The following is a 15,589-nucleotide window of genomic DNA, read 5'->3' as shown; positions in this document are numbered from 1 at the left end:
ATGACACCCCATTTTCTTAAAAAATCATAGTGCAGTTACGGATTGTTCTTATGACCACATGCCTTATGAAAGTTACGCACCTGTTGGCCTATAATCTGAATACCCCGCTCGATCTGTTCATCCGTTACTCGGGAAAAGCCAAGCCGCAAAGTATTCGTCCCTTCACCTTCATGTATAAAAAACTTGTCTCCAGGTGTATATATAACACCTTGATCTATGCATGCTTCAAGCAACTGGCGCGTATTTACACCTGCCGGGAAGGTAAGAAACACATGCAAGCCCCCATCGCCAGATAGTTGCGCCTCAGAGAGATGGGTCTCACAGCATGCCTTCGTAAGCTCGTATTTGCGCTTATATTCCATACGTGCTCTTTTTACATATTTCTCAAAATTTCCATTGAGCAAATATTGATATAATATCGATTGGTCGATTGTTGAGGTATGAATGGTGCGCGCACGCTTAATGCTTTCCAGAGTGTCAATCAGCGCTCGATCTCCAAGCACCCAGCCTACTCGCAAGCCAGGAAACAGCACCTTGGAGAAGCTGCCAATATAGATGACTCCGTTCCCTCGCCCTGCTGTTGCTATTAGTGGCGCAATATGCGCTCCTGAATAGCGCAGCTCCTCATTAAAACCATCTTCAATCACCGGAATCTGATAGCGCATCATTAAATTCATTACAGCGCTGCGCTTTGCCGGCGACATGACAATGCCTGTAGGATTGTGATAGGAAGGAGTCAAATAGGCGAGATCGAAGCTATTTGTCTGCTTCTGCAATACCGCTTCAAGCTGCTCCACATTAATACCATCCCGCTCCATTGGAATGCCGGTAATCTCAAAGCCTTGTAGCTTTAAATTTTTGATCGCTGTGTGATGGGTCGGATTTTCACAAATTACTGTACCGCGGCGCGCTGAAGGGCGAAGTGCCGACAGCACAATATCGAAGCCTTCTGTAAAACCGCTTGTAATCAGTAGATCCTTGCCGCTTATATCGACGCCCTTATTCTCCATATATCTCATCAGGTAATCGATCAGTGGTTTGTAACCCTTGGCATAGCCGTAGTTGAGCAGCACCTGCCCTTCGATTGCCATCCGATCCATAAAGGCTCGCCTTACATCTCCCAGATCAAACAGCTGCTCATCCGGTGCGATGCTTGTAAACGAGATGATTCCTCTTGGGGCGCGAATGCCCTGCTTCATCATATCAAGCTCTGCAGCCGTTACAGCGTACTTGCTCATTCTTGTCTTCCAATCAATCTGCCAGGCGAAGGAGGCGTCAGCCCCTCCGTTATCCGCAACCAAAAGGTCCACCATAGCGGCCACATAGCTGCCTCTACTCGGTATTGTATACGTAAATCCATCGTCCTCCAGGCCTTCATAGGCTGTAATAACTGTATTGCGACTCACCTTGAGCACACTGCTCATTTCTCGTGTGGAGGGTAGCTTCTGATCCTTATGAAACGTCCCTTTTATAATTAAACGTTTAATATATTCTTTTACTTGTATCGCGACCGGACGGTCACCAACGAGCTTAAAATCTTGGAACATTGTTCATCGCCCTCCATCTATAATGATGGCATAGGTAACAAAAGAAAAAAAGAACCACCGCTCTGGACTTTTCATCCTTCGATGGTTCTTCCGATTTTATCCCAGCTACGTCCTCATCATATCCGTACCTCCAAATGGTTGGTTACGCAATGATCATCTTATTGACTAATCTCGAAATCCTTAATGGTTGCATCCGGTCTTAAAACTTTATTTTGATCCAGCTCAGATAACGGTTTACCATTTCTAGCCTTCTTTATCCAATCATAATTTGCAAGTACGCCTTTCTCCAACGCAATTACGTCAGCAAACCCTTGCCCAATGATTGTGGCAGCCTTATCAGGATTATCAAGCTGGCCATTCGCAATAACTGGTATCCGGTTTTCAATAGATCCACCGTATTCATCTGTTTGACGATTCGTATAGTCCGTAAGGAACTGATCAAGCATTATACTCTTTATAAGTGAACTCATTTCGCAAGTGACTTTCAGGATCTTATATGTCATGATGTACTATTATAGGAGGAAAGCAACCAGATGGATATTTGTTACTGTTATCACGGCAAACAAGTTTGTGAACCCAGCTATTCTTGGGGGCCCGGCATCAAAGGACAATACAAAATCATGTTTATCCATGCGGGTAGAGGCGTTTACCAGATTGACGGAAAGACCTTTCATCTTCAGCAAGGCGAAGGCTTTATCGTATACGACAACATTCTTTGTTACATGGAAGCGGACCCAACTGATCCTTGGATTTATTCTTGGATAGCCTTTTCGGGTAACGGGGTTATACCTCTATTCGAGCAGGCGCACATTTCTCCCCTTCATCCCGTATTCAGGTACTCCCCATTGTTTTGGTTTGATTCTTATTTGGATGAATTTTCTGCCTGCGACGTGAACCACAGCACCAGTGAACTACGAAGACAGAGCATTTTGTTCAGGTCACTCGCCGATTGGATTGATATGTTGGTTGCTACGAGTCAACTACTGCCCGAGGTACGGCCCAAAGACGCCTACATTCGTAAAGCGGTCGAGTTTATTCGAATGAACTATAACCAAAGAGTTTCCATTTCCGAGGTCGCACACATAGTTGGGATTGATCGTGTCTATCTATCCGTCCTTTTCAAGGAGATTCTTAATGTTTCCCCACAACAATACCTGTTGAACCTCCGGATGGACAAAGCAGGCGATCTGCTGGACAATTCGCAGCTGTCCATCACGGAAGTCTCCTATTCTGTTGGTTATAGCGACCCGCTACTGTTCTCCAAAATGTTTAAAAAAGTGAAAGGACTTTCTCCATCATACTTTCGCGCAAGGCTTAAAAGAGACAGCTCAATGGGTCTTTCAAGCCTCGACTGATTTGTTTCGTTTAATGAATCGTGTTGTTGCCATGACATTACCAGGGGACATCCCCGATATTATGCATAACTTGGTCGATCTCTTGAAGATCCGCTGCCGATAGCGGTTCCGCGTGTACTGCTTGCACGTTTTCCTCGATTTGACCTACACGGCTTGCACCGATTAGCACCGAATCCACACCGCCCTCGCGCAGCGCCCATGTCAACGCCATTTGCGGCAACGTTTGACCGCGGCGCTTCGCGATCGCCTCCAGCGCACGGAATTTGTTAATCCGCTCCTGAGATATGGCCTCTGGTTTCAACGTGCGCAGGCCTGTTTTAAACTCAGCTTCCAGCTTATCGATGTATTTTCCCGTCAACTGTCCGCGACCAAGCGGGCAGAAAGCCACTGAGCCAGCTCCCACGTCAGCCAGTACGTCCTGCAGTCCGTTCTCAATCCACCGGTTCAGCATCGAATACATAGGCTGGTGGACGAGCAGCGGTGTACCGAGGTTTTTAAGGATCACAGCTGCTTGCTTCGTCTCCTCCGGTCCGTAATTGGATAAACCGACATACAGTGCTTTGCCTGTTTTCACAGCATGAGCAAGCGCTCCCATCGATTCCTCTAAGGGGGTATCACCATCGGGACGATGATGGTAAAAGACATCGACATAGTCGAGTCCCATTCGCTGAAGGCTGCGATCCAGGCTTGCAAGCAGGTTTTTTCTCGATCCCCACTCACCGTAAGGGCCAGGCCACATATAGTAGCCAGCTTTTGTTGAAATAAACAGCTCATCCCGATAAGGTGCGAGGTCCTTTTTTAAAACGTGTCCAAAGGTTTCCTCGGCCGATCCGGGAGGTGGTCCGTAATTGTTTGCCAAATCAAAGTGCGAGACACCAAGATCGAAGGCACGTAATATCATTGCACGACTATCCTCAAACGGTTTGTCCCCGCCGAAATTTTGCCACAAGCCGAGCGAAATGGCCGGGAGCCTGACACCGCTCCGTCCAATCCGCCGATATTTCATTTGTTCGTATCGATTCTCTTGTGCAATATAAGTCACCTGATTTCATCCTTTCTCATTCCTAGCAAAATACTGGCCTCTGACGTGCCCTCTTCTTATTTCTCATTTCACGCCTCCCTCAAGACATGTCATAAAGTTGAGGACCTAACCTTAGGCAGCTCAAGTATATCTAACAATTCTTATGTATTGGAATGTCACTGTGATAAAAGTACATGTCATAATGTTATTTGATAATAGGACAGCTACTAAATCTTCAATAATGAGAATTTTGCTTTATTCATCATAATCCCCGTCTTCTCTCGTAAATCCGCGATATCATAATGTGAATGATTAGTTAGGGAATAATTGTGTGACACAACAAAGGATGCCTATTTTATAACAAAGAAAAACAACCTTCCTCCAGTCCGAAGACTAAGATAAGGTTGTACTTAAAAAGAGGCTTATTGATTTTATTTAATTACTGAGGTGTTTGGTTTGTAATTCGGTATATGTACCAGCTTTTGTAATCTTTGTATTTCCCAACTACAAAACACAGGTACTTCATGAAGACCATGAGTAATGAGATCATATTATTGACACAATCGGTAATGCGATAAAGCTCTTGTCACTTGGTTTGGGCAAGAGCTTTATCTTGCGTCTTTCCTCTTGCCTCTTGCCTCTTGCCTCTTGCCTCTTTAATTTGACACTGTTTTATGGATCAATCAACTATCACTAGCATCATTTCTCCACTATTCGCAAATAACTTGGTCGAAAGGACAATCTCACAATATAGCGATGAAGTCCCTTAGCAGGAAAGGTTAGGAATGTATTATTGAAGTGTAACGTTGTCAACGTAAACGGCTGACTTACCGCTGCTGTTCGCCGAGGCAAGAAATTGTACGCCGATTTCCCTAACATCGTCAAGATTGGGTACAGATGCAAGGTTGAACGACAGCGTCGTACCTCCAGAAGAATTAATCTTGACGGCTTTGCCAGCATACCAAGCCCAACCTGATCCTGTCTTGGCATAAATCTTGGCATTGAGTCCGTCACCTGTAGAGTCCCAAGATGCATGTTTGACGGTCGCGCTTAGCGTTGCCTTACCACTAAGGTTGCGGCTTTGTGAGAGAAGCAGGTAGTGCTGGGAATTAGCAGACATGATGATATCCGCTTTAAGAGAATTACTGCCCTTGGATGACCACTCGTTTACGCTCCATGGACCATCGGATATATTCGAACCGGTCCAGCCCTGCGTACTACCCTCGAAGTCATATAATGTGTTTGTGCTACTGCCACCGCAAGCCGCATTCTGCCTCCACTCGGCATACGGAGCGTGCCCGGCTAGAATGCTTTTCAGATAGTTACCTCCTGCTGTGAGACTCCCGTTCGTATTGAAAATACTGGCGCCTTCTGTCTTGTCATTAATCGCCCAGTTGGCCCATGACAGGTTATTCTGGTTCATCCAGTCAAGCCATTGGTTCGTGGAATCGTAATTAATGCCGCCGTCGCCATCCGCGTTAACAAAGCCCATCTCGGTAACAAATAGCGGGATGCCCTTACTCATTGCGTAGTTGGCTTTGTCCCGGAGCGACTGAAAATGAGTTCCAGCGTAAAAGTGCAATGTATAGGCGATATTACTAGAGGATGTAATGGGATCGTTCGCTGCCTGGTCTACATTCTGAGACCAGAATGGCGTACCAACGACAATTAGATTGTCAGAATGTTGACGAATGGCTGGAATAACTTGCTCAGCGTAACTTTTGATTGTCCCCCACGAGACTTGCGTAGGTTCGTTATAGATCTCGAAAATGACGTTATCATAGCTTCCGTATTCCTGCGCCATGCGGCTGAAGAAACTTTTGGCGGCGTTAACGTTGTTGTGTGCGTCATGTGAGTGCCAATCGATAATAACATAGATCCCCTTTGCAATTGCCGCATTGACCACGTCACGAACTTTGGATTCATCGGCCGTGTTATACGGATTTCCGCTGGGGTCCACGCCATATGCCGCTCTTACGATCTCTACTTGGAATTCATCCACCATCCGATTCACCGTGGCGGTATTCCAAAATGGACCGGACCAGTTGCTCCAGAAGAAGCTCGACCCTTTGACCATCATAGGCCGACTCGCTTTGGAGCCGTTAATCTTGTTTCCACTTGCTTTCATTTCACCGAAATAACTTACAGGGTTTGCGCAGGCAGCTGCAGAAGCGGGCGTTGCAGGTATGGCCGCTTGAAAAAGTAGCGTTAATAAACTGAACAGTAGGATCAAGATTAATGGCTTAGTGAATGAATTGAACGACATTTTCATAATTCTCTTCTCCCTTTAATATGGCATGATTAATTTCGGTAAGTAGCCCCGATATTCATCTGCATATCGGCTGGATTCAAGAACAGTGACAGCATTCAGACTTATCCTCGAAAACGTTTTCGAAAATGAAATAAAAATTTTAGTTAAACCTCCTGTTCCAATAGATTCAATTAGATTCAACCATTAACATCTCCACGCTTTCCTCAGGTTAACAACATATCGCCCTACGTCTTCCGGGTCACCACCTTCTTTTAAAATCATATCTATTCCAGTCTCCTCCCCTCTGACGCAATATGAGGCTTTCACTTTTGTCCATAACTCGGGAATGAAACAAGAACGAGCAGAAGTGATTCAAGGGACCTTATGTTAAGCGCTTACACCATAATTAAAATACAATTTGTTTTTGTGTTTGTCAATTCTTAAAAAACTATTCCTTATACTCTCCTGTCGAGTCTCGTACAATCAGATTTGCCGGGACAATCTCCGTTGGCGGTGAATAATCGGGATTCTCAATCATTCGGATGAGATGCTCTCCTGCTTTCATTCCCATTAGCGTAATGTTCTGATTGATTGTTGTAAGCTTGGGCATGGACAGTTCCGCATAGAATGTGTTGTCAAACCCAACAACGGAAATATGATCAGGTACTCGCATTCCGATTTCGCGAATTGCTTCGATCGCACCGGTCGCCATATAGTCTGAAGAGCAGATTACGCCGGACGGTGCTTCCGGAAGCTGTAGCAGGCGCTTCATCGCCTTATATCCACCTTCAATGCTGTATTTCTCTACCTCCACATATTGGTCGTAGTAAGGAAGATCGTTCGAGCGCAGCCCCTCCTGATACCCGGAAAATCTCGTTTGACCAACCAGACATCCCAAATCCCCTGAAATAAAAGCGATGCGTTTATGTCCGAGTTCCACCAAATGCTGAACACCTAAGTAAGCACCTCTGCGATTGTCGGCTGTTACATATCCGGTTCTAGGTCCCAGCAGATCGGTATCGATCATCATCGTCGGCATCTCAGCCTGAAGTAGATCCAAAAAATTTTGATTAGTTCGATCGACACCAAACATGACAACTCCATCTACATTGCGGCTGATGCAATGCTTAGTGAAGGTATAATCGGGATTGCTAAGATTCGGTGATAGAAAGAGCAGGTCATAACCGCTATCTTCAAGGGACTTTCTTAACCCATCAAGAAGCTCCGAAATAAAAGGATTCGTGAAGAAATCCAGCAGGAACATCCCGACCGTCCAGGAACGCTTTTTCACGAGGCTTCGGGCAACCACATTCGGCTGGTAGTTCAGCAATTCAATCGCCTTGTTCACCTTATTCCTCGTTTTGCTGCTGACATCAGAATAATTATTAATCACTTTGGATACCGTTGCCACCGATACCCCTGCTTGTTTCGCCACCTCATGAATAGATGCCACTACACTCACCCCAAACCAAAATAAACGAATCTCACACTCGGTACATAACAATTTACTATATATTATACGCGATGCTCAGCCTCATAGGAAACGTTTAGTAATACCAAAAAACATCTAGTTGATGTCCAAATAATCAATGTATGCACCCTTTAAAAAGTTTAGTTTTTTGTACAAAAAAGCTGACATCATTACATATCAATGTCAGCTCTATAAAATTATTATTTTCTATTAATGATCCAAGGAAGCCTTTTCTCCCTTAAATACGATCATAAAAATGGCACCGTCTGTAATTACTACAGCTAGAAGTAGTAACGTCAAATTGCTGTACAAATACGCTGCAACGTCAGTAACGATCGGGAGAATAGGAAAGTTGCACCTAAGCTGTGTAAGTAGCCCGCCTACAATTGCGATACCAATCCCTTCCGCCAAAAAGCAGGAAAAATTTAAAAAACCCATACCTGAGCCTGATTCGTCAGCACTTAGCGAGCCTGCCACAATGGTTGAGATGACCGTTTTGACAAAGGATAGCCCACCAAAAATCAAAACCAATGCTCCTGATATGATCCAGAGGCTACGATCGGCAAAAAGTGAAACAATGAAAAGCCCCATCACGAGAAGCAATAACCCTGCAACCATGACAAAACGAGCTCCCTGCCTATCGACCACAGAACCGCCAACGATCCCAAAAAGAATCACGCTAAGCGTTCCTGGAAACAGAACACCGCCTCCAATAAGGCTTGTCGGCATCTGGTGTACTTCTCTCATCATGTAAGGGATCATAGACATAAATCCTGCAACGGTCCCTAGAAGTATTCCCCCTACAAATACGCCGACAATAAACCTTCTCCTCTTGAATAAAGCTGGTTCTACGAAAGGTTCCTTAGCTCTTCGAATTCTCAGCACAAATCCTATGAAAAGAATGACACTGTTGGTCAAATACCACCACTCGTAATGTGTCGTAAATAAAGTGAACGAAACAATTCCAAGAACAAAGAGCAGGCCTCCCAGAACATCAAGCCCACCTTTTTTCATAGGTTCGTCAGGCAGCGTCCGTAAGAAAAAAGGTAGTGTGACTAGCGTCATCATTGGCAGGAAAAACAGATAGGACCAATGTACATAGTCCGCGATCCAGCCTCCAAGTATAGGACCAAAACCTTCTCCCAGAGCAACGGTCGATCCAATCATTCCAAAAGCTTTTCCTTGATGCTGCTTTTCGATACTTTTGGTAACGATGACCATAATCAGTCCGGGAACGGCAGAAGCACCCGCTCCTTGGATAAATCGTGCGGTAAGCAAAATCGGAAACCAGGCATGAAAAAGCAAGCCAAACAGCGATCCCCCGCTATATATCATCATACTGATGAGAACCAGTTTTTTTACGCTGTAAATGTCCGATATTTTTCCGTAAACGGCCGTTCCTACGGCAAAAGAAAGAATGAAGCTGGAATTAACATAATTTGCAGCGGATGGCTTAATCCCAAATTGAGCGGCAATGTCGGGCAACGATACGTTGAACACCGTCTCATTCAATACGCTGAAAAATGCAAGCACGCACAGCCAAATCAAAGATTTAGGAATACGTTTCTCAATCGATTTTTCCATTATGCAAACCCCTTAAAAATGCCAGGGATTACGCAGTTTATAGGGCCAGTGATGCGTTATCCCCTTTAATTTGTGCCCTTCTTTTCACTATGTACTTCATTCTAACGCCTCCACAAAATAAAAGTAAAAATCTGTTTAATTGCAATTACCTAACCATATTATCATTAAAATAATAAAAATATCACCTGTTATTTTTGACGATAATCATTTCATGACGAGGTAAAGCAAAAACGGTTAGTTCCTGCTCGTTGGATAACAATGTTTAGCCTCTGCGCTATCTTATTAACGCAATCTCCTACTTATTTATTTTCAATGGTAGATCATCAAAAACATATATGGAGTTAAGTTGTCTATTTGGAATTCGTCGCAAAATATTCTACAACTATCTCGCGGAATTCCTGAGCAGCCCGCGAAATATACCGATTCCTGTTCCATAATAAAGCAATCTCACGTATCAATTCGTGATTCTCTACCTGGAGATATTTGAGATGTTCCTGCGAATTTCGTGCCGTGCTCGGTATGAAAGCTATCCCAATTTCGGCTTCCACAAGAGTACTAAGCCTTGCAGGTTCATCCCCCTCGTACACATAGTTAGGCACAAATCCTTCCGACATGCATACAGAGTCCACTAAATCACGAGTACCATAGCCTCTTTTTACGCCGACAAACCATTCTTCCCTTAGCTCTGTCAAGGATACGCTATTTCGATCCGCAAGCCGATGCCCCTTTGGAACAGCTACAAGAATGGGGTCGATACATACGATTTTACATTCGATGTCATCCCCTTCAACAGGAGGTGAAGACAAGCAAAAATCAACTTCTCCTCTATGAAGAAGTGTAACCATTTCCTGTGTGGTCAGCATTTGTACATGAAATTGAATATAGGGCCGTTTTCTCCGAAACTCTCGAAGAATACCTGGTAATGTGCTTGCGGTGGTCACTGCCAATTCGAGAGTTCCGTGTTCTGGGCTGGATAAGTCGCTAAGCTCCTGCTTCCCCTGTTCTAATTCAAATAAAGCCCTTTCTGCACGGTAAAGGAATCTGCTTCCGAACTCATTCAATCGCAGTTTCCTCCCTGTTCGATCGAATAAAGGGACTCCCAAATCTTCCTCCAAGCGTTGAATCGTTTTGCTGAGCGACGATTGAGTAACGTGCAGACTTCGTGCAGCTTCGGTTACATGTTCCAAACGAGCTACCGTGAGAAAATATTGCAGTTGAAGAAGTTCCATTTCGCATCCCCCATTCATTCCCTCAAATCAATGAGATTATATCATCAAATGCATTGGAATAAATAATCGATTTCAAGTACGATGACATTAATTCGCTATGGGGGGGCCAGAAATGAGTGTTCGCAGCTGGTGGTTAATGATTTCAGTTGGTCTAGGGATATTATTGAACCCATTAAATTCTTCGATGGTTTCTGTTGCAATTCCAAGTCTGCAAAATGTGTTCCAACTTGACTTTACAGGTGTTTCCTGGATTATTTTTTCTTTCTACATTGCAAGTAGCATAGCTCAACCTATCATGGGAAAGGCCAGCGATTTATTCGGCCGTAGGAAGATGTTTCTTATTGGACTTGTTGTAGCCTTCATTGCATCATTATTAGCTCCGTTGTCACCAACCTTTGGATGGCTCATCGTGTTCCGCATTGTACAATCCATCGGAACAAGTATGATGGTTGGGGTTGGAATGGCCATTGTTCGAATTCATATTACAGAGAAACAAGCGACTGCGCTGTCTGTTTTGTCCATTTTCCTATCAGGAGCGGCAGCAATTGGACCCTTTATTGGCGGGGTTTTGGTTCATTGGTGGAATTGGCCTGCCATCTTTTTCATCAATATTCCGTTTGTGGTAGCCAGCTTTCTATTGGCTTGGAGGACTATTCCTAAGGACGAATCGCCAACATCTGTTGCACGCAACATGTCCTTTCGTAAATGGTTTGATTTAATTGATGCAAGAGGGATCCTACTCTTCACATTAGGGCTGGTTGCCCTGCTCGTCGGATTACTCTCGGCAAAATCATCGGGGCATATCTCGTTAGAAAACGTCATTGTCGGGTTAATAGGCCTCGTTGCGCTGGGGGCATTCGTACGATATGAGTTAAAAGCGACGTCACCCTTTATTCCTTTACGCACGTTCGCCAAATATCCTGCGTTGACTTGGGTTAATGTCGAATTCATGTTTGTTAACGTACTCTATTACTCGCTTTTTTTCGGGCTTCCGTCCTACTTGCAAGTGGTAAGGCATGTAAGCGAGTTCCAAACAGGGATTCTCATGCTAAGCTTAGGCTTGTGCTCGCTAGCTGCTTCTCCAATAGCAGGACGATGGATTGATAAATCAGGACCCAGACCGGCATTACTGGTATCGGCAATCCTGATGACATTGGGATCTGTGTGGCTTGTAACATTAAATCCAACTTCTCCGGTGATCAGCGTGTGTTTGGCTTTGGCTGCATTCGGTATTAGCAACGGACTGAACAATGTAGGTATGCAAGCAGCCTTGTTCCAAAGTTCTCCAAAAGAAATAATCGGTGTAGCATCCGGATTATTTAATACATCAAGATATCTGGGAACCATTTCCTCTTCATTGTTGATAGGTATCGTAATGGGAGGTAAGTTCAGCTTCGAGGGATTTCAAGTGCTTGGGATTGTCCTTACTGTAATTGCATTGACTTTGGTATTCATGAGTCGGCGACGCCTGGATTCAGGACAATTGCGAGAGTCATAGGTTCACCGTTTCTTCAAATAAACCCCTCTACTCTTTATTTAACGTTAATTTTTCAATGAAAGAGAAAGGAATTTAGTTAAAAAACAGCCGAGCAATCGGCTGTTTTTGGTAGCGATTGGTAGGTGACAATAATTCCAGTTCACAGCCCTAATCCAGCTCTCAAATCCCTTTATGCAAAGGTAAATTAGCTTGTCTCATCAGGATAGTCATTTGTGCTCGATGGTGTGCTTGATGCATTATGGTAAAACGCAGCGAAGCCCTGTTCGTAGTAAAAATATTAAAAAATAGTTGGCACCACTCCCCCATCCATACGGATTGGAGAACCCTTAAATGCAGACGCATATGGGCTACATACAAATGCGGCTAATCTACCAATTTCAATAGGTCTAATAAATCGCTGTATTTCGGATTGAGGCAGGTTTGCGGCCATAAATTGTTTCTCTTTTTCTGAAAAAGTCATATTTTCATTGGTGTAAATCCCCTCAATGATTTGATGTACTTTTTCAGAAAGTGTTGGTCCAGGCATGATCGTATTAACGGTAACTTCTGTATCTCTTGTTAATTTAGACAAGCTTTTTGACAATGATAGCAGCATGGATTTGGTCATACAATATTGAGGCATTTGTCCTGAAGGCATAATTGCTTCTTCACTCGCAATGAAAACAATGCGTCCATAATCGTTTTTCAACATTTTAGATAAGTAAAATTTAGCTAATCCATTTGCAGCAAGAACATTAGTACGGAAGTATTTTTCCCACACTTCATCGTCAACGTCCTCATACTGCATAATTTCGTAAATACCCATATTGTTAACCAAAATATCAACTTCGGGGTATTTTTCAAATAATGCTTTTCTTTGCTCTTTATCCACAATATCGGCCGTAGCATTTTGGGGAGAGGTAGTTGGGAACTTTGACTTTATTTCATTTACTGTTTGTTCTACCTCATCATAATTCCGTCCATTAATTAGTACATTCACACCTTCTTTGGCAAGTTCAATCGCTATTGCTTTACCTATACCTTTCGTTGATCCTGTAATTAAAGCAGTTTTATTGTTTAAACCCATATCCATCATACATTTCTCCTTTTTCTCTACTTCCAAACTATGTTAAGATCAGCCTTTTAAAGAGTCCTGATTATATTACCTTGCCAGGATTGTTCAGTAACTAGCATATTGCGCCAAAATTCTTGTTTCACACGCCAATTGATAAAACTCAATAAAACTAGCTCTCTGAACAATTGGCTAGTCTGGAATCTATTAATGAATAGACGGTCTTCCGAGCTGTCCTTCTGATATTGAGTTTGCAGCTAAATGTTTAGTACGCCAATTTAAAGGAGTGTCACCTTCCCAAAGGCGGAAAGCCCGATAGAATGAGTTCTGGTCTTCATATCCAATCAAGAAAGCCACTTCTTTAATATCAAGCGATGGGTCTGCCAAGTACTTTCGTGCCTGCTCATGTCTAGCTTGTGTCAGCAGATGCTTAAAGTTCGTGTTTTGGTCAGTGAGCCGGCGCTGCAACGTGCGATCGCTCATGTTAAGTTCCTTCGCGATAGCCTCAATATCAGGGCGTCCTCCTGTGAGGCTCCGTTTTATAATCCATTTGACCATTTCGGTAATGGAGCAGTTGCGCTGCTGTTCAGCCAGAGATCGGTCTAGGACGGGAGTGAGAATCTCCAGCAATTCTTCGTTGTACGAAACAAAAGGGAGGTCCAGATCTCTTCGATGTAGCGTCATTCGATTACATTTTGCATCAATCCGAATACGGCAACCGAAGTAAGCTTCAAGAGCTTGTACATCGCCCATTGATTGCGAAAATTCCACAAGCTGTGCCGTCAAAGGTTGACCAGTGCCCCGGCGCCCAAGCTCTAGAAGACATGCGAGCGTAATACCGATCAGCATCGGTGGACCAGGCTGCTCGGTGTACAACCATTCCAGTTCGATTGTACAGTGCTCGCTCTCCTCGGTGATACGTAAGATTTCGGGGGGGCATAATTGTTTGTACCGAGCCATTCGGTTTAGAGCATCGCGATAGTTACGAGCGTGGTAAGTCGCTAAGACGGTCGGTGGGTACTTCGCTGTTTCAAAGACGGTTGCAAGCTTGATGATTCCTTTGGCAGTGTCACCAATGAGATCGGAATAAGCCTGCCAGATCGCGAAATATTGGGCTGGGGTGACTACTGGTTCTGTCATAATGTTAAGCGGCAGCCGTGCTTTATGAGCTACGTCGTGAGCAGAAATTCCCAATTCGTGTAATCCCGTCCAAAATCCTGGCGGAATTTTAATATGGTCAGAGGTATGAGTCTTCTTCATACATATAGACCTCCTTTATTTACTTACATTATTCAAGCTCTATAACCATTCCAGTATAGTGAATTTTGTTAACATATGCTTACTAAATGTTTGACCACAATAAATAAAAAAGCAACCGATATATCGGTTGCTTTTGAGTCATTTTTATTTCGATAATTGCAGTTTCCTATATTTCTACCAGCAGAAACTGTATCTAAAAACCTGTAGTATACTGTTTCGGGATCGTTGTTTCTTTTTTCAAGTTTGTTGCCGCCTCAAGAGCCCAATAAGGGTTTCTTAACATTCCTCTCCCGACAGCCACAAGATCTGCGTCCTCATTTCCTACTATAGCGTTTGCCAGGATCGGATCATCGAGTCTTCCGACTGCAATGACTGGAACCTCGAGTGCTTGTCTGATTTCTCGAGCAAGTGTCACTTGGTATGCTGCGTGACTGCCTGGTCTACCCCACGCAGCGATAGGTCCTTCCCCGCCTGAAGAAATATCAAAAATATCTACTCCTGCTTGTTGATATTCTTTGGCAAAAGAAATGCTTTCTTGAATGTCGTATCCTCCTTCTACGTATTCTTTAGCGGAAATGCGCATGATAAGCGGCATGTCTTCCGGCATCTCTGCCTTGGCTGCCTGAATAATTTCCCGACCAAATTTTGTGAGATCTTTCCCGTATTCATCATCTCTTTGGTTTGTCAGAGGAGAGTGAAATTGATGGATTAAGTATCCGTGAGCTCCATGTAATTCAATGGCATCAACTCCGGCCTTCACAGCACGTGCTACAGCACCGCGGAACTTCTCCACCATTTCTTTAACTTCTTGTGTTGAAAGAGCTCTAGGTAATTTAGATTTCTCATCAAATGGAATAGCGGACGGAGCAACAGGCACCTCAGCATCTTCTGCTTTACGTCCAGCATGAGCAATTTGGATACCTACTTTTGCTCCATAACTATGGCAGGCATCTACAATTCTTTTCAATGCAGGAATTTGCTCATCAGACCACAATCCCAGGTCGAAATCAGAAATCCGTCCATCCGGTTCTACATCAGTCATTTCAATTATAATAAATCCAGTTCCACCAATTGCACGACTTACGTAGTGCATGAAATGCCAATCGGTAGCTATACCATCTTTTTTTTCAACAGAATATTGACACATTGGAGGCATGACGACCCGGTTCTTTAATTCCAAGCCTTTAAATTTATAAGCACTAAATAAATCTTTCATTAAGAAAGACCCCTTTCTAGGTTTTATAGTGAACACTATATTAAATGCATGCACATGCATATAATATAGCATGCATTTTTTATTTGTCAACTATCGTTTAAACTAT

13 protein-coding genes are annotated in these 15,589 nt (G+C 43.8%); 2 read left to right on the top strand and 11 right to left on the bottom strand.

What is annotated here, in order from left to right:
* Positions 1-35: 35 nt before the first annotated feature.
* A complete protein-coding gene (locus OIU26_RS24385) occupies positions 36-1,547 on the bottom strand; it encodes a PLP-dependent aminotransferase family protein (RefSeq protein WP_264218294.1) in 1,512 nt (503 codons plus the stop codon).
* 158 nt (positions 1,548-1,705) lie between these two features.
* A complete protein-coding gene (locus tag OIU26_RS24380) occupies positions 1,706-1,993 on the bottom strand; it encodes a xenobiotic reductase b (RefSeq protein ID WP_264218293.1) in 288 nt (95 codons plus the stop codon).
* An 87-nt stretch (positions 1,994-2,080) separates the two neighbouring features.
* Here OIU26_RS24380 and OIU26_RS24375 point away from each other — a divergent pair, with 87 nt between their 5' ends.
* Entirely contained in the window at positions 2,081-2,902 is an 822-nt protein-coding gene (locus OIU26_RS24375) for a helix-turn-helix domain-containing protein (RefSeq protein WP_058831418.1), read from the top strand.
* A gap of 37 nt (positions 2,903-2,939) precedes the next feature.
* Here the strand turns inward: OIU26_RS24375 and OIU26_RS24370 are convergent, their stop codons facing one another.
* From OIU26_RS24370 to OIU26_RS24350, 5 genes are all read right to left on the bottom strand, one after another.
* The gene (locus OIU26_RS24370) at positions 2,940-3,944 is read right to left on the bottom strand and encodes an aldo/keto reductase (RefSeq protein ID WP_264218292.1); all 1,005 of its coding nucleotides are present in this window, start codon (positions 3,942-3,944) and stop codon (positions 2,940-2,942) included.
* 769 nt (positions 3,945-4,713) lie between these two features.
* Positions 4,714-6,156, bottom strand: a complete 1,443-nt coding sequence (locus OIU26_RS24365) for a glycoside hydrolase family 5 protein (protein WP_264218291.1) — start codon at positions 6,154-6,156, stop codon at positions 4,714-4,716.
* 466 nt (positions 6,157-6,622) lie between these two features.
* On the bottom strand, positions 6,623-7,627 hold the full coding sequence (locus tag OIU26_RS24360) for a LacI family DNA-binding transcriptional regulator (RefSeq protein ID WP_264218290.1): 1,005 nt from the start codon (positions 7,625-7,627) through the stop codon (positions 6,623-6,625).
* Between the two features lie 228 nt (positions 7,628-7,855).
* Positions 7,856-9,229 carry an MFS transporter gene (locus OIU26_RS24355; RefSeq protein WP_264218289.1) on the bottom strand — a complete coding sequence of 458 codons (1,374 nt, stop codon included), beginning with the start codon at positions 9,227-9,229 and terminating at the stop codon, positions 7,856-7,858.
* 350 nt (positions 9,230-9,579) lie between these two features.
* Positions 9,580-10,458: a LysR family transcriptional regulator gene (locus OIU26_RS24350; protein ID WP_025678371.1), complete on the bottom strand. Its 879-nt coding sequence runs from the start codon at positions 10,456-10,458 to the stop codon at positions 9,580-9,582.
* A 112-nt stretch (positions 10,459-10,570) separates the two neighbouring features.
* Here OIU26_RS24350 and OIU26_RS24345 point away from each other — a divergent pair, with 112 nt between their 5' ends.
* On the top strand, positions 10,571-11,956 hold the full coding sequence (locus tag OIU26_RS24345) for an MFS transporter (RefSeq protein WP_264218288.1): 1,386 nt from the start codon (positions 10,571-10,573) through the stop codon (positions 11,954-11,956).
* Positions 11,957-12,115: 159 nt separating this feature from the next.
* On the opposite strand, the gene OIU26_RS24340 is transcribed toward OIU26_RS24345, so the two are convergent.
* From OIU26_RS24340 to OIU26_RS24325, 4 genes are all read right to left on the bottom strand, one after another.
* The gene (locus OIU26_RS24340; RefSeq protein ID WP_264218287.1) at positions 12,116-12,262 is read right to left on the bottom strand and encodes a DinB family protein; all 147 of its coding nucleotides are present in this window, start codon (positions 12,260-12,262) and stop codon (positions 12,116-12,118) included.
* A complete protein-coding gene (locus OIU26_RS24335) occupies positions 12,234-13,028 on the bottom strand; it encodes an SDR family oxidoreductase (RefSeq protein ID WP_264218329.1) in 795 nt (264 codons plus the stop codon). Before OIU26_RS24335 ends, OIU26_RS24340 begins: the two co-directional genes overlap by 29 nt.
* A 186-nt stretch (positions 13,029-13,214) precedes the next feature.
* On the bottom strand, positions 13,215-14,267 hold the full coding sequence (locus OIU26_RS24330; protein WP_264218286.1) for an AraC family transcriptional regulator: 1,053 nt from the start codon (positions 14,265-14,267) through the stop codon (positions 13,215-13,217).
* 193 nt (positions 14,268-14,460) lie between these two features.
* Positions 14,461-15,483 carry an NADH:flavin oxidoreductase/NADH oxidase gene (locus OIU26_RS24325; protein ID WP_264218285.1) on the bottom strand — a complete coding sequence of 341 codons (1,023 nt, stop codon included), beginning with the start codon at positions 15,481-15,483 and terminating at the stop codon, positions 14,461-14,463.
* Between the last annotated feature and the right edge of the window lie 106 nt (positions 15,484-15,589).

The sequence above is a fragment of the Paenibacillus sp. BT-177 genome, from assembly GCF_025846815.2.
Classification (GTDB): domain Bacteria; phylum Bacillota; class Bacilli; order Paenibacillales; family Paenibacillaceae; genus Paenibacillus; species Paenibacillus polymyxa_C.
This window is presented reverse-complemented; position numbering and strand designations above follow the sequence as displayed.